The 21,160-nt window shown below is 50.6% G+C and carries 18 protein-coding genes and 1 riboswitch; of the genes, 14 read left to right on the top strand and 4 right to left on the bottom strand.

Annotated features, from left to right (window positions below; all coding sequences use genetic code 11):
* Positions 1–704 precede the first annotated feature (704 nt).
* Both ACZ5N7_RS04425 and ACZ5N7_RS04430 read right to left on the bottom strand, forming a co-directional pair.
* Complete coding sequence (locus ACZ5N7_RS04425; RefSeq protein ID WP_464657764.1) at positions 705–935, bottom strand: RHS repeat-associated core domain-containing protein; 231 nt, start codon at positions 933–935, stop codon at positions 705–707.
* Between the two features lie 788 nt (positions 936–1,723).
* Positions 1,724–3,715: an RHS repeat-associated core domain-containing protein gene (locus tag ACZ5N7_RS04430; protein ID WP_464659139.1), complete on the bottom strand. Its 1,992-nt coding sequence runs from the start codon at positions 3,713–3,715 to the stop codon at positions 1,724–1,726.
* Positions 3,716–3,762: 47 nt separating this feature from the next.
* On the opposite strand from ACZ5N7_RS04430, the gene ACZ5N7_RS04435 reads away from it, so the two are divergent.
* From ACZ5N7_RS04435 to ACZ5N7_RS04465, 7 genes are all read left to right on the top strand, one after another.
* Positions 3,763–4,593, top strand: coding sequence for an ATP-binding protein (locus ACZ5N7_RS04435; RefSeq protein ID WP_464657766.1), 831 nt, complete (start codon positions 3,763–3,765; stop codon positions 4,591–4,593).
* 361 nt (positions 4,594–4,954) lie between these two features.
* Positions 4,955–7,843, top strand: coding sequence for a 2-oxoglutarate dehydrogenase E1 component (locus ACZ5N7_RS04440; protein WP_464657768.1), 2,889 nt, complete (start codon positions 4,955–4,957; stop codon positions 7,841–7,843).
* On the top strand, positions 7,840–9,132 hold the full coding sequence (gene odhB / locus ACZ5N7_RS04445) for a 2-oxoglutarate dehydrogenase complex dihydrolipoyllysine-residue succinyltransferase (protein ID WP_464657770.1): 1,293 nt from the start codon (positions 7,840–7,842) through the stop codon (positions 9,130–9,132). Before ACZ5N7_RS04440 ends, odhB begins: the two co-directional genes overlap by 4 nt.
* A gap of 263 nt (positions 9,133–9,395) precedes the next feature.
* Positions 9,396–10,403, top strand: coding sequence for a lipoate--protein ligase (locus tag ACZ5N7_RS04450; protein WP_464659141.1), 1,008 nt, complete (start codon positions 9,396–9,398; stop codon positions 10,401–10,403).
* A gap of 47 nt (positions 10,404–10,450) precedes the next feature.
* Positions 10,451–10,645, top strand: coding sequence for a YwbE family protein (locus tag ACZ5N7_RS04455; protein WP_464657772.1), 195 nt, complete (start codon positions 10,451–10,453; stop codon positions 10,643–10,645).
* Between the two features lie 148 nt (positions 10,646–10,793).
* A riboswitch (cyclic di-AMP (ydaO/yuaA leader) is annotated at positions 10,794–10,934 on the top strand.
* Position 10,935: 1 nt separating this feature from the next.
* Entirely contained in the window at positions 10,936–11,793 is an 858-nt protein-coding gene (locus ACZ5N7_RS04460; RefSeq protein ID WP_464657774.1) for a C40 family peptidase, read from the top strand.
* A gap of 135 nt (positions 11,794–11,928) precedes the next feature.
* A complete protein-coding gene (locus ACZ5N7_RS04465) occupies positions 11,929–12,270 on the top strand; it encodes a hypothetical protein (protein ID WP_464657775.1) in 342 nt (113 codons plus the stop codon).
* A 112-nt stretch (positions 12,271–12,382) separates the two neighbouring features.
* On the opposite strand, the gene ACZ5N7_RS04470 is transcribed toward ACZ5N7_RS04465, so the two are convergent.
* Positions 12,383–13,684: an ammonium transporter gene (locus ACZ5N7_RS04470; protein ID WP_464657777.1), complete on the bottom strand. Its 1,302-nt coding sequence runs from the start codon at positions 13,682–13,684 to the stop codon at positions 12,383–12,385.
* A 255-nt stretch (positions 13,685–13,939) separates the two neighbouring features.
* Between ACZ5N7_RS04470 and ku the strand changes: the two genes are divergently transcribed.
* From ku to ligD, 3 genes are read left to right on the top strand one after another with little or no spacing between them, the layout of a single operon-like run.
* Positions 13,940–14,791, top strand: coding sequence for a non-homologous end joining protein Ku (gene ku / locus ACZ5N7_RS04475; protein ID WP_464657779.1), 852 nt, complete (start codon positions 13,940–13,942; stop codon positions 14,789–14,791).
* A 3-nt stretch (positions 14,792–14,794) separates the two neighbouring features.
* Positions 14,795–15,697: an ATP-dependent DNA ligase gene (locus ACZ5N7_RS04480; RefSeq protein WP_464657780.1), complete on the top strand. Its 903-nt coding sequence runs from the start codon at positions 14,795–14,797 to the stop codon at positions 15,695–15,697.
* Complete coding sequence (ligD, locus tag ACZ5N7_RS04485; RefSeq protein WP_464657782.1) at positions 15,694–16,584, top strand: non-homologous end-joining DNA ligase; 891 nt, start codon at positions 15,694–15,696, stop codon at positions 16,582–16,584. The genes ACZ5N7_RS04480 and ligD overlap by 4 nt, the downstream gene beginning before the upstream one ends.
* A gap of 88 nt (positions 16,585–16,672) precedes the next feature.
* Here the strand turns inward: ligD and ACZ5N7_RS04490 are convergent, their stop codons facing one another.
* Complete coding sequence (locus ACZ5N7_RS04490) at positions 16,673–16,909, bottom strand: hypothetical protein (protein WP_464657784.1); 237 nt, start codon at positions 16,907–16,909, stop codon at positions 16,673–16,675.
* Positions 16,910–17,019: 110 nt separating this feature from the next.
* On the opposite strand from ACZ5N7_RS04490, the gene ACZ5N7_RS04495 reads away from it, so the two are divergent.
* The 4 genes from ACZ5N7_RS04495 (at position 17,020) to ACZ5N7_RS04510 (ending at position 21,099) form a co-directional block, all read left to right on the top strand.
* Positions 17,020–17,436, top strand: a complete 417-nt coding sequence (locus ACZ5N7_RS04495; protein WP_464657785.1) for a GNAT family N-acetyltransferase — start codon at positions 17,020–17,022, stop codon at positions 17,434–17,436.
* 134 nt (positions 17,437–17,570) lie between these two features.
* Positions 17,571–19,562, top strand: a complete 1,992-nt coding sequence (locus tag ACZ5N7_RS04500; RefSeq protein ID WP_464657787.1) for an ATP-dependent DNA helicase — start codon at positions 17,571–17,573, stop codon at positions 19,560–19,562.
* 23 nt (positions 19,563–19,585) lie between these two features.
* Positions 19,586–20,167: an RNA 2',3'-cyclic phosphodiesterase gene (thpR, locus tag ACZ5N7_RS04505; protein WP_464657789.1), complete on the top strand. Its 582-nt coding sequence runs from the start codon at positions 19,586–19,588 to the stop codon at positions 20,165–20,167.
* A gap of 158 nt (positions 20,168–20,325) precedes the next feature.
* Complete coding sequence (locus ACZ5N7_RS04510) at positions 20,326–21,099, top strand: hypothetical protein (RefSeq protein WP_464657790.1); 774 nt, start codon at positions 20,326–20,328, stop codon at positions 21,097–21,099.
* Positions 21,100–21,160: the final 61 nt, after the last annotated feature.

A 21,160-nucleotide genomic window follows, 5' to 3' on the forward strand; every position in this document is an offset into this window, starting at 1 on the left:
CACCATCAAATTAGCTTTCCTCCTACTTTCGTAGGGGATTATTTATTTCAACCACACCTCGGACTGAAAAAAATTATTCAAAATATGGCTGTGATTTTGTCGAATTTCTGTATGGATTCTTACGGAAAGCCGAACAAATTGATGCCGACATCATAATTGCTGGCCGCGCCTGCCCCGCCAATTCCGGGCTTCCTCACAGACCGAACTTGACATGGCAGGCGAGCAAGCGGCCTTTCTCTTTAACAACGTGTATCTTGCAAGGCGCCGCTCCACTTCTTCCCGAAAGGAGGGGAGCATCAAGATGCAGAAACAAGGCCGCACGCTGTATTGCTTCGTCATCTTCACCAATACGACGATATTTCATCTCCATCCGAAAAAAAGCTACAGCGTTAGAGGGCTGTAAACGGAGTATACAGGAAACTCCGTGGCGCTGGCAAGAGAAAAAGCAGTTGGGAACCACGTTCCTGGCTGCCTTTTTGTATATATATGTCAGCGGGAATACCGTGATTATGTGCAAAAGGTTGTCCGTTCGTGCGCAATTAATTTGCAAACCATCGGAAAAAGGTTGGTTTTTTTGCACTTTTATTTTGCAAATCCTTTGCCGGATTAATGTGCAAATTCACAACATATTCTGTGTCAATTGATTCCAGGCATCATACTGATACGAAATAGTTCCAAAGCCCGTCACCACACTCGTGCGATTGTCATTGGTATCGTAAGCGTCGACTTAATGGGTCAATCTCCAACCCGTGGAACGTATCCCGTGTGATAAATCGCCCCACCCCAGCGTCATAATATCGAGACATGAGGTAGTACAATCCTGTTGACTCATCAAATCGATAACCTGCATAGCGATAAGGGTTAGAAGAAGCCACCGTACCTGTTTGAGAGGTAATATTCCCCCATGCATCATATTGATACTGAGCCTCATACAACTCGGGGTAGTACCAGCGAAGCTGTCACCAAGTGCCAACCCTACTCTTATTCATAAAACTCCTAGAAATACCGGCGATAACAATTCTCGGCGCCGCTCACCTCGTAGCTGAGGTACACGAACTCAATTTGAGGTAGGGATAGTCGGATTATTCACCAACTCATGACAAAATTCGAAGTCACTAAAGGCTATCCTTGTAAACTTGCCTATTTAGATTGTTTTACAGTATTTGGAAAAGGTAATCATCTACGACAAAGATGTGAAGTTATCTTTAAGGTCCCCGTTGTGGATTTGGTGTATGGAGGCGAACCGTGGCTTGTAAAAATCACAATCCGCCGCCGCGTGCTGCTTCGGATTGTTAGAGATATAGCTTAAAATTCCTCTATACAGTATTTTGGAAAACCAACATTCACATACACCATGATAATATGATTTTACCGGACTTAATTAAAAATAGAATAATTTGATTAAAAGTAAGAAGATGTAAACTATAACCAGCCCAACAAAGATACCAACAGGATTAAAATGTAATCCAAGGAAATACAGAATAGCAGCAATAATCAAAGTTAGACACAAAATAATGATAAACCTTATAATAATGAACTTGAAAAATTCTATCCATGTCATTTCCCTCCACATATAGTAACGACCCCATTTCTTTAGTTTTCCTTTTAAAAGCTTGGTCCGCTGTCAATCTAGTGTTTCATATTAGTATTAACCTTGAAAATGAATGAACGGATCTAAATGTAGACACCGGCACCAACCGATGCCAGTGTCTACATAACTTGTTTAGATATATGACACGTTTCCAGATAAATGATTGATAACTTTAAAATATGGCCAAACATAAACCGTACTATTTATCACATCATTATATGGGTAACTGGTGTCGAATCCATTTGCAATTTGGTCAAAAGCTCCCTTTACTGAGGTTTTCATGGCGAAGCTTGCTACTTTATTGGCAATCCAAGCTCCCGCTATGGCTAAAAGCCTCGGTGCTATTATAGATCTAATAAGTTGAGCAGCAATAACACCAACTTCTCCACCGATTATGATCGAAAGGCCTAGTAGCGATAGCCCACCGATAGTCATCTTGAGGTAGAATCGTACAAATTCCGAAGTAACCCTAACTGCAAAATAGCTATCGAACCCGAAGTTGAAAGCTTTATAGAAATGACCAGTCGGATCAACCAAATTTACAGGATTGTTTGCTGTATAAACATACTGATTTAGACTTAATGGCTCCTTATCAAACCCGTGAAACGTATCCCTAGTGACAAATCGCCCTACCGCTGCATCATAATATCGAGCCATGAGATAGTACAACCCTGTTGATGTATCATAACGATAACCTGCATAACGATACGGGTTGGAGGAAGCCATCGGTCCGGTTTGGGAAAGAATATTTCCCCACGCATCGTACTGATACTGAGCCACCGTATTACCGGTTGTATCCGTTAATGACGTTACATCGCCGTGACCATTAAGATGATAGTAATACGTTACACCTGACTTTGTCATTGTGACAGGATTACCCTGAGCATCCCAAGTGTAGTCGGCAACAATATTATTGTTCGCATCCGTCTCGTAGATGACCTTGTTCCCGTTGTAGTGGAAATTTAAAGTACCACTGGAAGTAGTCATACTCGTCCGTTTGCCTTCATGGTCATAGGAGAATGTCGCCAAGCTTGTTCCGGCAGAATTCTTCACTTCAATCAGGCGATTTTCTATATCGTAAATGAAAGTCCTTGCCCCGTTGCCTGTTAAGTTGCCGTTAGCATCGTACGTATAGGCTTGGCCGTTTACAGCAGTGAGCTGGTTCGCAGCATCGTACGTATAAGTGGTTGTTGTCGTTATCCCGCCTTGAGTGACCGTTTTCGTTGTCCGATTTCCCACTGCATCATAAGCGTAAGCAACGGTGCTTCCGTCCAGTAACGTTTCCTGTGTCAATTGATTCAAGGCATCATATTGATAGGAAATAGTTCCCGCGCCCGTCACCACACTCGTACGATTGCCATCGGCATCATAAGAGTAGGTGAACGAATCCAGCAATGCACCTGCAGCATTATAATTCTTCACGGATTGTAAACGGTTTGCCGCATCGTACTCATACGAGGTATACGTACCGTTCGCCCGCGTGATGGAGATAACGTTCCCTCTCTCATCATAGACGAACTTCGCTTGGTTTGCGCTATTTCGAGATAGAGAAACCACTTGATCCATCGAGTTGTAACCATACCCTGTAGTAACTGTTGCTGCTCCAGCAGTAACAGTTAGCGATGAAGGATTAGCATTGGCATCGTAAGCAGTATCGACTTTGTTCGATGCCCCTTCTGCCTGCTGGGTGAGACGGTTATTTTTATCAAAGGTGAAGGTCGTCGCTTTTCCCGCAGAATCTGTGACCGAAGTGATGTTGCCATTGGCATCGTATGCGATGCTCCATTGCTTGACGCCGTTGTATAATATTCCATCCATACGATTGAGGGCATTGAAGGTATAGGATACCTTGTCCCCTTTCGGGAAGGTGAGGCTTGTCGCATTCCCATTCTTATCGTATCCCAATTGAATCACTTGGTTCAACGGGTTGGTAATGCTAGAAATTTTGTTAATCTCGTTATACCCATACGATGTTACATTATTCTTTGCATCGGTGACGGTCGTCCGATTACCGACAGCGTCATAGCCATAGGACGTTGCTGCTAATTTGGCATCCGTCACTTTGGTAAGCAAATTACGTACATCGTACGTGAAAGAGGTTTTCTGACCTTTTCCGTCCGTGATGCTGGTTTTATTGCCGACCGATTGTCAGCGTATGGCCTGCCTCGGTCATGTTATTCATTTTGTGTTCTTATACATTTTTTAACAAAGTACCCAACTCTGCGGGGTTTAATCCCATTGTCGGAGCTCTGCTGTTCGCCCTGATCCAATTCATAAGCGTCGGATTTGCCTCCATGCTGCTGGAGATCAATCTGGAGAGGGCGCGAATGAGAGAAGAAATCCAGCGTGCGGAAAAATTAAACACGATGGGTGAATTGGCGGCGTCTGTCGCGCATGAGATCCGTAACCCTTTGACGGTTGTAAAAGGTTTTCTGCAGATGATGCGTCCGAATGAAAACGGCAGCAACCAGCGTTATTTGGCAATAGCACTCGATGAGCTGGGAAGGGCCGAAGCCATCATCGGCGATTATTTGAATTTTTCCAAACCCAAGCTGGAACGCCTTGAAAGATTCGCGATTGCGGATGTGCTGGGCGGAATTCTATTGCTGCTCGGGCCTATGGCGTCCAAAAACAGCATACAATTACACAGCCGACTGGCTGCGGATTTATATCTGTATACCGACCGCAATCAGCTGCAGCAGGCACTGGTGAACCTGATCAAAAATGCGATAGAAGCGTCCGGCGAAGGCAGCGAGATTATTGTTTCTTTAGATGAAGTGGAAGAACGCGGCCGGATTGTGATCAAGGATCAGGGAAAAGGGATGAGCTCGGAGCAGCTGTCCCGCATCGGTACTTTGTTCTTCTCCACGAAGGAAGTGGGGACCGGCCTCGGGACTGCGGTGGCGATGAGGATTGTCGAGGCCATGAACGGGAAAATAACCTATCAAAGTATAGAAGGGATCGGCACAGAAGTGACGGTTTCTTTACCGCTCGCGAAGTAAAAGCCCGATTAATTTCTTTTTCCAATGCGCTTCTCTTCCAGCGAGACTTGCTGCGCTGCACGGCGGGTGTCAGACCCCAGTCACATTGAAACAAAAGCCTGCGATAATTCGCGGGCTTTTTGCTATTTTGCATGATTCATGCCAAAATGAGATCGTTTATATGATTAATAACTATTTTTTAATATTAATATTCCTGTTTATAGTATAAATAGGATCCTCTTTTCGAGAAGAGTAGGAGTCTGCCATTAAGGGAATACTTACTCTTTGTCGGAAAACGGGTGACATTATGTGGTGTTAATAAAAAAGAAAGCGGATAACTTTTGCCTACGGATTATGAAAATGCAGCGGGAGGTTACCTTCAATGAAAATTGAGGAGAAAATCGGGCTTCGGCCTTGGCAGAATTATTATGGCCCTAACATGGGCTATATCCATGAGCAGTATGAGCGCTATACGGAGGATCCCGAATCGGTTGAGCCGACTTTCAGGGAAATGTTTGCAAGCTGGGGAGCTCCTCCTGCTATAAAGGACGGGATTAGCCCTCTGACTGAGCGTCAGACTGCGCAAGAAGGAACAATCGACATTGGTATGCTGAAGAAAGTGGTCGCCGCAGAAAAGCTGGTGTGGAACATTCGCACTTACGGCCATTTGGCGGCGGATCTCGACCCATTGAAGCTGAGGCCGAAGGCGGATACCCGTCTGATTCAAACGGAGACGTATGAGCTCAGCAAGGAAGATCTGATGGCCATGCCGGCTTCGCTGCTTTGGGAGAACGCTCCGGCCAAAGTAGCTACCGGCTGGGATGCAATTCAGCTGCTTCGTCAGTTGTATACGAAATCAACAGCCTACGAATTCAGCCATGTCCATGAGGAGCATGAACGGGACTGGTTAAACAAGCGGGTGGAATCCGAAGCGTCGGCTTCTGAGAACCTGTCGCCTGAGGAGCGGATCTCGCTGCTTAACAGGCTGATTCAGGTCGAGCAGTTCGAGAATTTTCTGCACCGTACGTTCGTCGGGCAAAAACGGTTTTCCGTGGAAGGGACGGACGCGCTGATACCGATGCTGGATGAAATTGTACGGTTCGCGGCCAAGGACGGGGCGAAGCATGTGCTGATGGGAATGGCCCACCGCGGCCGTCTGAATGTGCTGGCCCATGTGCTTGGAAAGCCTTACGGCAAAATTTTTTCCGAATTCCATCATTCGCCGAACAAGGATCTGGTGCCTTCGGAAGGCTCCACAGGAATCAACCATGGCTGGTCGGGGGATGTAAAATACCATTTGGGTGCGGACCGTTCGCTGGAGGAAGGCGAGATTCCTCCAATTCGTTTAACGTTGGCCAACAATCCCAGCCATTTGGAATATGTGAACCCGGTTGTGGAAGGATTCACCCGCGCCGCTCAGGAGGAGCGCGTGCAGCCGGGATACCCCGAGCATGATGTAAGCAAAGCGGTTGCGGTGCTGATCCACGGGGACGCCGCTTTTGCCGGGGAAGGGATCGTTGCTGAAACGTTGAACTTCAATCAGCTGAAAGGCTACCGCAACGGCGGGACGTTACATATTATCGCCAACAACCGGCTGGGCTTTACGACGGAAAGCAAGGATTCCCGATCCACTTACTATGCTAGCGATCTGGCTAAAGGATACGAAATACCGATCGTACACGTCAATGCCGACGATCCGGAAGCTTGCATCAAAGCGATCCGTCTGGCATGCGAGTACCGTTCCCGCTTTAAAAAGGATTTTCTGATCGATCTTGTCGGTTACCGCCGCTACGGACACAACGAATCGGATGATCCGGAGACGACTCAGCCGATCACCTACGCCACGGTGAAAACTCATCCTACCGTGAGCACAGTGTATGCGAGGAAGCTTGCGGATGAAGGCATAGTGAGTGAAGAGCGGGCCGCTCAGATGAGGGACGAGTCCGGAGAAAAGCTCAAGCGGGCTTATGATGAAGTGAAAGCAAATGAAGACAAGAACGGAAGCGCTTTGGAAATACCCGCTTGGGGCAGCCGTCTCACGCTTGATACCGCCGTTCCGTTGGAGCGATTGAAGGAAATCAACAGCGCGCTGCTGCAGTGGCCGGAAGGCTTTCATGTGTACCCAAAGCTGAAGCGGATCCTCGAAAGGCGCGCCAAAGCGCTGGATGAGGGCGAGAAAGTGGACTGGGCGCTCGCGGAGACGCTGGCTTTTGCCACTTTATTGGCTGACGGGAAACCGATCCGGTTGTCCGGACAGGATTCGGAGCGCGGAACCTTTGCCCACCGCCATCTCGTTCTGCACGATACCGAGACGGGAGAGCTGTTCATTCCTTTGCACGGGCTGGCGCAAGCCAAAGCTTCTTTTGCCGTCCATAACAGCCCACTGTCGGAGGCGTCCGTTCTCGGATTCGAGTACGGGTACAATGTCTTCGCTCCCGAAACGCTGGTGCTGTGGGAGGCCCAGTTTGGCGATTTTGCCAACGCGGGCCAAGTGATCATCGACCAATTTATCGCGGCAGGCCGCGACAAATGGCGGCAAAGGTCCAGCCTGGCGCTGCTGCTGCCGCACGGTTATGAAGGCCAAGGGCCCGAGCATTCGAGCGCGCGTCTGGAGCGGTTCCTGCAGCTTGGCGGCGATGAGAACTGGACTGTGGCCAATCTGACCAGCGCCGCGCAATATTTTCACCTGTTGCGGAAGCAGGCTGCGCTAAGCGAAACGGAACAGGCCCGCCCGCTTATCATCATGTCGCCGAAGAGCTTGATCCGTAATGCCCGGGTCGCTTCTCCCGGTTCGGATTTCAGCGGGGGCGGATTCAGCCCTGTACTGGAGCAGAGCGGTTTAGGCAGCGAGCCCGAGCGGGTGGAACGTGTGCTATTATGCAGCGGTAAAGTCGCAATTGATTTGGAGGAAGCTTTGGAGAACGACAAAAATGCGGACAGCTCCTGGCTTCACATTTTGCGTGTCGAGCAGCTGTATCCTTTTCCGAAGTCGGAAATCGCAGATATCATCCGGCGGTTCCCTAACTTGAAGGAGATGGTCTGGGTGCAGGAAGAGCCGAAGAATATGGGAGCCTGGAGCTTTATGGAGCCGCGCATCCGTGAGGTTGCGCCGGATCAGGCGAAGGTGCGCTATATCGGCCGTCCTGACCGGTCCAGTCCTGCCAGCGGTTATCAGCACGTCCATAGCAGCGAACAGCAGCGGTTAATCTCGAACGCGCTCAATCATAGTGTTAATGAAAAACTAATGGAAGCAGGGAGGAATCGGCTATGACTGAAATCAAAGTACCTGAGATTGGCGAATCCATCACCGAAGGAACGATTGCAAAATGGGTGAAAAAAGAGGGCGATCCCGTGAGTCAGGGAGATTTGCTGCTCGAACTGGAAACGGACAAGGTGAACCTGGAAATTAACGCCGAGCAGGACGGGGTGTTGGCGGAAATCCGCAGGCAGGAAGGGGACACCGTCCAGGTCGGTGAAGTGATCGGTACGATCCGTGAAGGATCTGCCGTGGCTGTGGAAAAGAAGGAGAGCAGCGCTCCGAAAGCGGCTCAGGCTGAGGTGCAGGCGATTACCAATCCGCCTGCGGCAGCAAACGTCCGGCAGGAAGAATCCGCGGCGAATGATAAGGCTGCATTTATCGCGACTCCTTCGGCGCGAAAGCTGGCAAGGGAGCGCGGCATCGATCTAAGCCGGATCCCTTCGAACGATCCGGCCGGCAGAATCTCCGCCGAAGACGTCAGGTCTTATGAACCGGGGGGGCAGGCTGCGAAGCCGGCAAACATTGGACAGGCAGTGAGCAGACCGCAATCCGCGGTACCGCAAAAAGCGCCTGGCGAAGGGGCAGCCATCGACCCCGGGAAGCCGGTTGAAGTCATCCGGATGTCCCGCCGCCGCCAGACGATCGCGAGCCGTTTGGTCGAAGCCCAGCATACCGCGGCCATGTTAACCACGTTCAACGAAGTGGATATGACGGCTATTCTGGATGTGCGCAAACGCCGTAAGCAAGCTTTCGTAGAGAAGCATGATGTGGGCTTGGGATTCATGTCTTTCTTTACTAAAGCCGTTGTCGGCGCATTAAAGGCGTTTCCGCTGCTTAATGCCGAGATTTCCGGGGATCAAATCCTGGCGAAGAAATATTACGATATCGGAATTGCGGTATCTGCGAAAGAAGGCCTGGTTGTACCGGTTGTCCGCGACGCCGACCGGCTGAGCTTTGCAGAGATTGAGAGACAAATAGGGGAGCTCGCTTCCAAAGCGCGCTCCAATACGCTGGCGCTGTCCGATCTGCAGGGAGGTACCTTCACCATAACGAACGGCGGTGTATTCGGATCCCTTTTATCGACGCCGATTCTGAATGCCCCTCAGGTAGGTATTCTGGGCATGCACAAAATCCAGCTGCGCCCTGTGGCGATCGATGAGCAGCGGATGGAGAACCGGCCGATGATGTATATCGCTCTGTCATACGACCATCGCATTGTGGACGGCAGCGAAGCGGTCCGCTTCCTCGTCACCGTCAAGGAGCTGCTCGAAGATCCGGAAACATTGCTGCTCGAAGGGTAACGGCCGGCAGTTTTGTCAGGCTCGCAGCTGTCGAAGCTGCAAGTGTTGGCAGGAAACTGCTTCGAGGGGCGGTGCCGAGTGTGCAGGCAAGAAACAGCCCGGACGGCGGTGCAGTCTGTGCAAATATGAAACAGCCTCGGTCGGACTTGCTGCCGTGCCGGGGCTGTTTTTATCTGCTTCTCTGCATACGATTTAGCGATTTTTGTGTACAGGACTATTTTAGATTAAAATGAGAATACAGTGAGCGGCAGGAGGGGAAGATGTTGCTTTTTATAGACAATGAAGGTATCACCGATCCAAGAATCAACCTTGCCATAGAAGAATATGCTTTGAAGAATTTGCCGATGGACACAAGCTACCTGCTTTTTTATATCAACGAACCGTCGATCATCATTGGAAAAAACCAGAATACGTTGGAGGAAATCAACTCCGAGTATGTCAAAAAGCATGGACTCCATGTAGTCCGAAGGTTATCCGGCGGCGGAGCGGTGTACCATGATCTGGGAAACCTGAATTTCAGCTTCATTACAAAGGATGACGGCGAGTCGTTCCACAACTTCCAGAAATTCGCGGAGCCGGTGATCAAGGCGCTGAAGAAGCTTGGTGTCCAGGCACATTTGACTGGGAGAAACGATATCCAGGTCGGCGAGCGCAAAATATCCGGCAATGCCCAATTCACCACCAAGGGCCGGATGTTCAGCCACGGTACGCTTTTGTTCGATTCCGAAATAGAAAATGTCGTGTCGGCGCTCAACGTGCACCCGGAAAAAATCCAATCCAAAGGCATAAAATCCATTCGCAGCAGAGTGGCCAACATAAGCGAATTTCTGGATGCGCCGATGAGGATTGAAGAATTCAGGAATGAACTGCTGCAATCGATTTTCGGCAAGTGGCCACAGGATGTGCCCCGTGTCCAGCTCGAGGAATCGGATTGGGAAGCGATCCGCCGTCTGTCGAAGGAGAGATATGGGAGCTGGGATTGGAACTACGGCAAATCTCCGGAGAGCACTCTGCATAGCAAGAAGCGTTTCGAAACGGTCGGAACCATAGATGTCCGGATGAATATATCGAAAGGCCTTATCAGCGATCTGAAAATTTACGGCGATTTTTTTGGTGCTGGGGAAATCTCGGATATTGAAGATCAGCTCAAAGGTGTGCGCTATGAAGAGTCCGAGGTGATAAAAGCCTTGTCAGGCATCGATTTGCGGGCATATTTCGGCCGGTTGGAGCCTGAGTCTTTTCTGGATTTATTGATGTTAAAGAATAGTTAGCCCGCTTGCCGCGAATCTCATAAGTTAAGGATGAAGAAGGTGACAGCATGAACGGTCAGAACCGGAGCCATATCCGCCCAGGCCTGGAAGTCAGTATCGTTTTGAAGAAAGACCAGAGGACAGGTGCGTTAACCAAGGGAATCGTCAAGGACATCTTAACGAATTCTCCCACGCATCCCCATGGAATCAAGGTTCGTTTGACAGATGGACAGGTAGGCAGAGTCAAAGAAATACTTAGTTGAGGGACGAAGGCCACTAAGCAAGAAGAAGACAAGAGACTTCAATATGAGGTCTCTTTCTTATTGTCTTAATTTGGACACAATTTTGTTGAAAAATGGGTGTTTACCCTCTTTTATCATATGTTACATTGAAATAGTTGAAAAAACAGCAACAAAACAGATGCCGAATCCAATGGTCCTATCATTGGTACGGGGGACTTATTTTGGGGTGAACGTTTGGCGCAGGCCAGACCAGGGAGCAACCTCTACCCGAACCCGCCAACTAACCTCGGAGGCTACAAGGAGGAAAGCAGTTGAAGGTTTTGGCAAGCTCGCTTGTGTTAACGGGCGCATTTTTGCTGTCCGGTCTTTTTCACGCTCATTCGGCGGAAGCCGCTGTATTGAACAGTAGTGTGAAGGTACAGATTAACGATCACCTCGTGTCTTTTCCTGATGCACAGCCGTTCATAGACGGCAATCAGAATCTGCAGACGCCGATTCGTCTGATTTCGGAAGAATTGGGCTACAATGTGGATTGGCAGATGGATGGTCAGCAGGTGACGGTAACGATAAGCAGTCCAGAGAAAAAGATTGTGATTACGACAGGACAGTCTTATGCCACGGTGAACGGCGAGAAAGTAAGCATTGGCACGCAGGCTTTGTTTCAGGAAGGCAGGGTGATGGTTCCCCTTCGCTTTGTGAGCGAAAACTTGGGAATTACTACCCAATGGGATCAAACCAACTATATTGCCATCCTCGGTAAGGACGGAAAATACCACGCACCCGCATGGTGGGCACCGTCCAAGGTGGTGGAGAAAGCAATCTCCACAAGAATCGTGGAGTTGTCCAAGCAGTATCTCGGCACTGCCTACCAATATGGTGGGACGAGCCCTGACGGATTCGACTGCTCGGGTTTTGTCCAGTATGTTTATGGCAAGAACGGCGTATCGCTTCCCCGGACATCCAGAGACATGAACACCGCAGGTAATCCCGTCGCCCAGCCCAAGGTCGGAGATCTGGTATTCTTCGCCCAGGCTAAGGTCCCTTCACACGTCGGAATTTATTTAGGCAACAATCAATTTATATCCGCCACCGATGACGGTGTTAAAATTGACAGCCTGCAAAGCGGTTATTGGGGATCCAGATACATTGGCGCCAAACGCTTTATCTGAATATAGACGGCCGGAATTTTTTCCGGTCTTTTTTTTAACCAATGCTTTTTTTAATAAACCTTTTCAAGAGCCGCAAAATGAGGTAAAATAGAATCAGTGTGAAAATAGTTAACATAATCAGGTAGGTGAACTCTCATGCTGACTGCGCTTATAACGGATTCTTTCCCTTCAATGGATTCTTCCAAAAATACCGATAAAAATGCGGATGTGTTCTCCCTTTTGGAATCTCTTATCGCCCAGAAAGAGCAGCAGGTCTTGGATATTGAGCAAGCCATTGAGCGTTATGAAAAGAGAAGACTTCGCGAAGAACAAAGCTATCAATCCATGTCAGGTTTAAGGCGTTTGTTGACAGGCAAAAAACCGGATCATCACTTGGCTGTAGAGTATATCCATTATGTTAAGAAGCCGCTTGAGACGGTAAAGCAGCTGAGACAGGAAATCGAGTCGCTTAAAGCTCAATTGAATGAAGAGATCTAACAGTTGTGCTTCCTCCATAAGATGGGGGAAGACAGTGAAAGCCGTTTATCCAATGGATAAGCGGCTTTTTCGTTGTTTGGGGCGCAGTCGATTATTATAGAGTTCCAGCTGATTATTCTTTATCTATGATAGACGGTACAGCAATAAAATCGTGCTCCTCGCTGTAGGCGGGAACACCGTGGATGCCCACATCGAGTCCGACCAGCTCCTCATCTCTGCTGACACGGACCGGAACGAGCAGGCTTATCAATTTCATCGCAAGCCAGGTCAGGCAAAAGCCCCACACACAGACGATGGCGAGTCCCAAAGCCTGAATGCCGAGCAGAGACCAGCCGCCGCCGTAGAACAAGCCCGCGCCGCTGAGGTTGAATTTGGAAGTCCATTCCGGAATGGCAAACAACCCGACAGCCAGAGTACCGATGCTTCCGCTGACACCGTGCACGGCGAAGGCACCGACCGGATCGTCGATCCTTTTGCTTTCAAGGAATTCCGTGGCGAAGATCATGACGATTCCGCACACCGCGCCGATGAAGATAGCCACCCCTTCTGACACATAGGCGCAACCTGCCGTAATTCCCACTAGTCCCGCCAGCGCGCCATTGATGACCATCGGAGGGTCGGATTTCTGATATCGCATCATAGTGAACAGAATGCAGGAAGCCGCACCGGCAGCCGCGGCAAGCATCGTGGTCACCGCGATATGTCCGATCTCCACAGAATAATTGGCGGCGCTAAGCGTACTTCCCGAGTTAAACCCGAACCAGCCGAACCAAAGAATAAAAGCGCCGACCGAAGCTAACGGAAGATTGGAGGGCGGAACGATGTTCGCGCTGCCGTCGTCGTTATATTTTCCAATTCTCGGACCGATCAGCTTCGCCGCAGCCAGCGCGGAGAATCCCCCTAACGCGTGAATGACCGCTGAGCCGGCAAAATCGATCATTCCCAGCTTTCCCAACCAGCCGCCCACTGCCCATACCCAATGTCCCGCAATCGGGTAGATCAGCCCCGTCATGGCTATGGTGTACAGGATGTAAGCTTTAAAGTTGATCCTTTCGGCAACCGCCCCGGAAACGATGGAGATCACCGCAATGACGAAGGCGCACTGGAACAGCCAGTAGGTCTCATGCGAAATGTTCAATTTAATATGTGTGAGATCCCCTCCCATCAGGAACCCGCTCATTCCCAGCAATCCCCATACATCTTTCCCGTACATAATGCCGAATCCGAACAGGAAAAACACCAACGCACCGAATGCGATATCGACAAAAACCTTCATTATTATGCTGGCCGCGTTTTTTCGCCTGACAAAACCCGCTTCCAAAAGAGCGAATCCGCCTTCCATCAGCAAAATCATTGCAGCCGTCAGAATCACCCATATGGTATCAAGTCCGCCGGTCAATTGCTCGACGCTCATTCGTTCATCTCCTGTCATATAAGCTAACTTGTCATACATTCATCCATTATAAAGTGGCAGTAAAAACGATGTCAACAGTATCTGTTAGTAAAACTGACACGAAAGCCCGTTTTTGTCGAAATTACGCCTGATGTTCTGAAGTTAAGTTCGAATTTAGCATTCCCCGCAGGCAGGAGGATATTGCCATCGCCACGATGATAAATCGGGACCAAAACGGTTTAAATAACAATTACACATAGAATGGGAGGGATAGGAATGCAGACCATTTGGAAGGGCGCGATCAATTTTGGGCTGGTGAATGTTCCTGTGAAGATGTTCTCAGCCACGCAGGATAACGATATACCGATGAAAATGCTTCACAAGGAATATTCCGTACCGATTCATTACGTCCGGACCTGCCCCAAATGCGAAAAGGATGTCAACTGGAACGAGATCGTCAAGGGCTATGAATACGAGCCGGGCCATTTTGTGACCTTTGATAAGGAAGAGTTGAATAAACTGGCCTCTGAGGACACGAAGCAGATTAAGATTCTCGATTTCGTGGATTTGGAGGAGATCGATCCGATCTATTACCAGAAAACATACTACCTGGCTCCCGACAATACGGGTACGACCGCATATAATCTGCTGCTGGACGCTTTGGAAGCGACGAACAAGATAGGCATCGCCAATGTGACCATACGCAATAAAAGTTCGCTGGCGGCGATTCGCATTGTGAAGGATTGCCTGGCCATGTCAACCATGTTTTATGCCGAGGAGATCCGCCCTGTCGACCAGGTGCCCAATCTGCCAAAGCGCAAAGAGCCGAACGGCAAGGAACTAGAGATGGCCAAAATGCTGATCGAACAGCTGTCTTCGAAATTCGAACCCGAGAAATACGAGGACGAGTACAAAAACCGTCTTATGTCCGCCATACAAGACAAAATCGAGGGAAAAGAAGTCAAGCTGGCTCCCGAAGAGAAGAAGACGAACGTCATCGATCTGATGGATGCGCTCCAGGCCAGCCTCAAGCAAGTGAAGAAAAAGGACACGGTGCCGGAGGCAAAGGAAGAGCCTGTCAAGCCGAGACGCAAGCCTCGGGCCAAAGCAAAGAAGACGGGGGCCTGACCGATGCAGCTTTTTCATCCGATGTCCCCGATCCTTACGGATACAATTCCCCAAGGCGACGATTGGGGGTACCAGATCAAATGGGACGGATACCGGGTCATAACGGAAGTAAGCGGCGGGCGGGTGGGCCTGTATTCCAAGACGATGAAGCGGAGCAATAATACGTTCCCTGAGCTGGCGAAGGCTTTGGGCCAATTGGAAACGGACTGCGTTCTGGACGGGGAAGCGGTCATTTTTGATCAGGCCACCAAACGCCCGAGTTTTCAGAAAATACAGCGGAGAAACAAGCTGGTTCATTCCGCGGAGTTTGACAAGGCAATTAGCAGGGAGCCGGTGGTCTATGTGCTTTTCGATGTGCTTCGGATTGGGAACAGGGATTTGCGGCAGGAGCCTTTTGTTACCCGTTTCAACCTTTTGAATGAGCTGTTTCCGGAACGTACCCCTGAAATGTTCACTGCGGAGCTGTACGAGGATGGACAAGCGTTGTGGCAGTGGGTGCAGGAGAACGGCTGGGAGGGGGTCGTGTCCAAACGGCTGTCAAGCGCTTATCTGGAAGGCAAGGACCATTCGGACTGGTTTAAGCGCAAAACGATCCAAACCTTCGAGGTGGACATCGTCGGCTTTTTGATGCGGGAAGGCAGGTTGGCCAGTTTGCTGATGAGGTCCGAAGGCGCTTATTTCGGGCGCGTTTCTTCAGGACTGGACGATGCTGCAAAAGCACAATTATTGAAGCTCAAGACGGTGCTGCAGGAAGCGCCTCCCGTACAGCTGCCTCCCGAGATGAACAGAATGCAGCTCAAGTGGCTGGAGAAGCCGGTGCAAGCGCGGGTGAAAGGACAAGAGGTGACCGAAGGGGGCTTTTTGCGTCAACCGAAACTGCTTTCCATTGAAGGAGGAATACTATGACTCCAAGCCACTCGCAAGAGATCACGGTAGACGGGCACCAAATCAGGATTACGCATCCGGAGAAGCTGCTGTGGCCCGAGCAGGGAATAACGAAAGCGTTGTACCTGCAAAAGCTGGCCGCTCTTGCCCCTTATTTGCTGAAATACTGCCGGAACCGCTATTTAACTGTGATCCGGTTTCCGGACGGCGTCGGCGGAGAATCCTTTTACCAGAAAAATGCTCCCAAAAACATACCTTCTTTCATTAAAACGGCAGAGAAGGACGGGGTCCGTTACATACAGCTGGATTCGCTTCCCTCTCTTCTTTGGCTCGGCAATTTGGCGGCACTGGAATTTCATCCATCTTTCGAGTATGTGGGTGGAGAAATCCCCGCGGAATGGGTGCTTGATATAGATCCGAGCCGCGCGCAGGAGCCGCGTTTGATGGAAGCCGTTGCCATGATCGGAGAGGTGCTTGAGTCCATGGGCATCCAATCGATCCCCAAAACGTCCGGCGCCACGGGCGTGCAAATTATCGTTCCGATCGCCGACGGCTATACTTTCGGGCAGCTGCGCACGGTTGGTCATTTTGTCGCCCGGTATTTAGTAGAGAAGCACCCCGAGCTGTTTACGATCGAAAGATTTGTCAAGGAGCGGGGAGACCGGATTTATATCGATTATGTCCAGCACTGGGCCGGCAAAAGCTTATCCGCACCCTACACGCCGCGCGCCAGAAAAGAAGCCGCCGTATCCACGCCGCTCACCTGGGAAGAAGTGCGCGGAAATGCGGATCCGAAGGAATTTACCCTTTTGACCATAGAGGAAAGGCTTGCGGAAAAGGGAGACCTGATCGCCAAAGTGCCGCCTCAGAATCTGGACAGCATCCTTTCGTTCATCGAGAAAAAATAGCGAGACAACAGGCAGGTAAAATATGGTATACTTAAACGAAAAAGAGAACCTGCTCGAGGCTCTCTTTTTTCTCCACGAGGAGAGGGGATTAACGTTGTTCTTTTTCCCCCTGTATGGGGTCAGGGACCAAGCCTTCCTCCTGCAGGTCGGAATTTGTCTTCATCCGCTCCATATCTTTGCCCAGCTGCTCGATCTCTTTCATATCCGGCGCCATACTGCCGTTCGTCACTTCGGAAATATCTCTCCCCGCGCTATGTTCCTTCCTGTCTTTAATATCGTGTTCCACCACAGTTTTCAAATCTTCGTTCTTGTATTGTTTTGTCACAGGTACAGCCTCCCTCAGGATGAATTGAAAGAATACATAGCATATATTACCCCCGGCAAATGCGGTTAAACCGCAGCCAGATCTCGATAAACGGAAAGGGAAATGCCAGAATGCAGATTGAATACGGCAATTATGTCATCAGTAATGAGAAGGAAAAAATTAATTTCGACGCGGTATCCGGCTTTTTGGCCAGAAGCTATTGGGCAGGTGCGCGGCTGAAGGAGATCATAAGAAAATCGATCGAAACCTCTCTGTGCTATGGAGTGTACACCGATGGGAAGCAGGTCGGCTTTGCGCGCGTTGTCACGGATTATGCTACAATGTATTGGCTGTGCGACGTATTTATGGAGACAGGGCACCGGGGCGTTGGCGTAGGAAAGAAGCTGATCGAAACGATCGTGAATGCGGAAGAGCTGCGCGGGCTCACTGGAATTCTGGGGACGAGAGACGCCCATGGCTTATATCAGCAATATGGATTTATCAAGGACGGAGACCGTTTTATGAGGCGGCCCGCGCAGATGGGTTAGAAGCAAATCAGGTATAAATGAGGCTCCAGGCAGGTTTAGGAAGCGGCGGAGATGCAAACGCTAAGAAAATTGCGGAGCCGATGGAGCAAGCTATTGGCGTTCAGCCAAAGACAGAGGTTAATCAGGAGGAATCTATGCAGCAAAGACAACCCTACCCTTTCGCCTATGATCCGTCCCGGCCGTTTATCCAGCAGCTTAGCGATTGGGTTGGAGATGTATTCTATGAGCTGCTGCCGGAAGCCGGCTTTGAAGTGAGGGACGAGCAGATCTTTATGGCGTATCAGCTGGAACGGGCTTATGCGGGCAAAAAGACGATTTTCGCGGAGGCCGGAGTAGGTACGGGGAAAACTCTGGTCTATTTGCTGTATGCCGCGGGGTATGCCCGGTACACACGCAAGCCCGCTATCATCGCCTGTGCGGATGAGTCGCTGATTGAACAGCTGGTGAAACCGGAAGGGGATATCGCCAAGCTGGCGCGGCATCTGAACCTGACGATCGACGCCCGTCTCGCCAAGTCGCCGGACCAGTATTTATGTCTGCAGAAGCTGGACGAGAGCAGGCTGCAGGAAGAGTCGGCGCAAGGCATATTCGAGCTGATCTATGAGGAGTTGCCCGAGTTCGTGCATAAGAGGCGGGCGCTGCAGTCCTTCTACCCGTATGGAGACCGCAAAGCGTACGGCCATTTGACGGACGAGCAGTGGCAGGCGATTGGCTGGGATGTGTTCCAGGACTGCCTGGTGTGCGACAAGCGCCACCGCTGCGGGCAGACCTTATCCCGGGACCATTACCGTAAATCGGCGGATATAATCATCTGCTCGCACGATTTTTATATGGAGCATGTATGGACACGCGAAGGGAGAATAAGGGAAGGTCAGCTGCCGCTGCTGCCTGAGCACAGTTCGGTCGTTTTCGATGAAGGGCACCTGCTGGAGACTGCGGCGCAAAAGGCTCTGACCTACAAAATGAAGCACACCGTCCTCGAAGAAATACTGACCCGGCTGCTGAAAGGCCAGATCCGCGAGTCGCTCGCCCTTGCCATCGAAGAGGTGCTTGAGCAAAGCCAATATTTATTCGGGGTGCTGGGGAATAACTCCCATAATGTAGAAGGCTCCGACCGGATGGAAATTGCATTGAACAAAACGGTATATAACGAGGTGCGGACGCTGACCGGCCTGCTTTCCCGGCTGGAAGAAGAATTGGCGCTGGAGAGCGGGACGTTCTCTTTGAACGAGTACCAGCTGAGAATTGTCGACGAGCATTTGGATACGATACAGCGGGTGCTTGGATTATTCAACGATTCCGAAAAATTGATCGCCTGGATGGTTCGGGACCCTGACGCTGACGGCTTGACCCTCGTCGTTATGCCCCATATGGTGCGGGAAGTGCTGGAGGAGAGAGTGTTCTCCCAGAACATCCCCGTCGTCTTTTCTTCAGCCACTTTGTCGGTTGAGGGAAGCTTTGAATACGTGGCGGACAGCTTGGGCATCCGGGATTACTTGTCATTTTCGGTGCCGTCTCCTTATAAATACAGCGAACAAATGAAGTTTTTCTCGCCGCGGTCGGGCAGCGGGGATACTTTCGCGGAAAAAATGGAATGGGCTGAACGGCTGCTTCAATTGACGGAAGGGAGGGCATTGATGCTGTTCAGCTCCCGGGAGGAGCTAAAGCGGTTCAAGGAGCAAGCCTCGCAGCATCCTGCAGTGGCGGGAATGAAGCTGCTGTTTGAGGGAGACCGTGAAATTAGCGGCCTGATTTCCGAATTCCAGAACGAAGAGCGGAGCGTGCTTTGCTCCGTTTCGCTCTGGGAGGGATTGGATGTGCCCGGCCCGTCGCTGTCCAATGTAATTGTATGGTCGCTGCCTTGGCCGCCTAAGGACCCGGTGTACAATGCAAAGCGCAAAGTCTCGGAATCGCCTTTCGAGGAAGTGGATTTGCCGTACATGCTGCTGCGGCTGAAGCAGGGAGCCGGCAGGCTGATCCGGTCCGGCGAAGATCGGGGAATCGTATCCTTGCTGGACTGCAGTTGGGACGGAGACGCCGTTCTGGAGCAAAAAATTCGCGAAGCTTTGCCCGAAGGGGTGGAATGGAAAGTGACCTGGGATGAAACGCTAATACAGTACGCGTAAAGTCACAAGGGAGGAAGGGTTCGATGGAAACGACGCAGTCGAGATTGTTTGTCGGGGTGCCTCTGGCTGACGAGGTGCGCTCCCGGCTGGAGAAAGGCTGCCGGGAGCTCAGGAAGCGGGTCGAATTCAGCAAATGGGTACATCCCAAGGATTACCATATCACTTTGCAGTTTCTCGGGGCGACGGATAACGCAGCGGCTGAGAAGCTTATCACTATTTTGTCAGAGCGGATCGGGCAGGCTGCTCCGTTCGAGCTGTATGTCGCCGGGGTAGGCAGCTTTGGTTCTCCGTCTTCTCCGCGGATTTTGTGGGCGGGGGTTGCCGGGGATTTGGCCGCTCTGGAACAGCTGCAGAAGAGGGTGACGGAATCCACGCGGCCCTTGGGCTTTCCGACGGAGGACAGGCCTTACCGTCCGCATATTACGATAGCCAAGAAATATAAAGGCAAGGCTAAATTCCCGCAAGAGATGGATCTATCTGAAGCAGGGGAAGGATTGTTTCTCAGCAGGCCGTGGATGGTCAGGGAAGCGGTGCTGTTCCGTACGCACATGCGGCGCACGCCGATGTATGAAGAGGCGGCGAGATTTCCGCTGGCTGGACGGTAGCGCAGAGGATTCGCACGACAGGCGTGTGTCAGCAAGAGGGTTCTGCCTAGCGTCCTTTTGCCGGTTATAGACGAGGGCTCCCTTTTCCGAGTCATCTTATGGCATTCTATAACATATTCATAGAGTACATAGTTTGGAAGAGGACAAGGAGTGGTGGCGTGCTCTGGTTTCAATTTCTCGACAAACATAGAAAGCTGCTGATGCTGAACATCATATTGTTTTTTATCTCCTTTGCAGCGACCTTAGCGTTTTTGATCTCCGCGAAGCCGGGTTATGAATATTTAAAATTCAAAACGTCGAGCGGCGTTATTCTGCATGTCATTCGCACCAAGCCGGACAACATCGTGCTGAAGGCGATCAGCAGCAATGTGACGCAGACTCGGGATTTCGGCATAAACGGCGGATTTTTCTGGGAGGGGCAGCTGCTCAGCATGGCGGTCATGAACGATAAGCCTCTAAAAGGAGCGGCCGGGGATTACGGTTCGGGTTGGCTCAATATCGACCGGCCCAAAGGAACGCTGGTGTGGGATGCCGCGGCCCGTAAATTTTCGGTTCAAGTAGCGGAAGAAGCCGGCCAATTAGAAGTCACCGACCGCTCACGCTATTGGGCGCAGGGTGGAGTCAGCATGAGTTACCGCGACGAGTCCGGCTGGGTGGAGCAGGCGGTTAAGGAGGACATGCCGATAATGTATGAAGGCCGGATGCGCTCCGGGCTGGTCTTCGACAAGGAGAACCGCGTGTATCTGATCGTTTCGCCGACCCTGAGTACGGTGGAGCAATTCCGCAGTGCGGTGAGAGAAGCGATTGGGAGGGATGAGCTGGTGGACGGCATTTTTCTCGACGGAGACGGTTCTTCCCAACTGAAATTGGCTGGAGCCTCCCTGCCCGGGGATCACCGGGAGGTTTATCAAATGATAACGCTTGTCAAGTAAGAAGACGTACGGTTACGCATAGCCTTGACGTCGCTGGGGAAAACCGCTATGTTGGACAGGA

The sequence above is a fragment of the Paenibacillus sp. JCM 18996 genome (genome assembly GCF_055392555.1).

Coding starts and splice junctions, on each gene's coding strand:
- ACZ5N7_RS04435 (WP_464657766.1), top strand. CDS start 3,763: ATGTTATTCATTTTGTGTTCTTATACATTTTTTAACAAAGTACCCAAC.
- ACZ5N7_RS04440 (WP_464657768.1), top strand. CDS start 4,955: ATGAAAATTGAGGAGAAAATCGGGCTTCGGCCTTGGCAGAATTATTAT.
- odhB (WP_464657770.1), top strand. CDS start 7,840: ATGACTGAAATCAAAGTACCTGAGATTGGCGAATCCATCACCGAAGGA.
- ACZ5N7_RS04455 (WP_464657772.1), top strand. CDS start 10,451: ATGAACGGTCAGAACCGGAGCCATATCCGCCCAGGCCTGGAAGTCAGT.
- ACZ5N7_RS04465 (WP_464657775.1), top strand. CDS start 11,929: ATGCTGACTGCGCTTATAACGGATTCTTTCCCTTCAATGGATTCTTCC.
- ACZ5N7_RS04470 (WP_464657777.1), bottom strand. CDS start 13,684: ATGAGCGTCGAGCAATTGACCGGCGGACTTGATACCATATGGGTGATT.
- ku (WP_464657779.1), top strand. CDS start 13,940: ATGCAGACCATTTGGAAGGGCGCGATCAATTTTGGGCTGGTGAATGTT.
- ACZ5N7_RS04480 (WP_464657780.1), top strand. CDS start 14,795: ATGCAGCTTTTTCATCCGATGTCCCCGATCCTTACGGATACAATTCCC.
- ligD (WP_464657782.1), top strand. CDS start 15,694: ATGACTCCAAGCCACTCGCAAGAGATCACGGTAGACGGGCACCAAATC.
- ACZ5N7_RS04495 (WP_464657785.1), top strand. CDS start 17,020: ATGCAGATTGAATACGGCAATTATGTCATCAGTAATGAGAAGGAAAAA.
- ACZ5N7_RS04500 (WP_464657787.1), top strand. CDS start 17,571: ATGCAGCAAAGACAACCCTACCCTTTCGCCTATGATCCGTCCCGGCCG.
- thpR (WP_464657789.1), top strand. CDS start 19,586: ATGGAAACGACGCAGTCGAGATTGTTTGTCGGGGTGCCTCTGGCTGAC.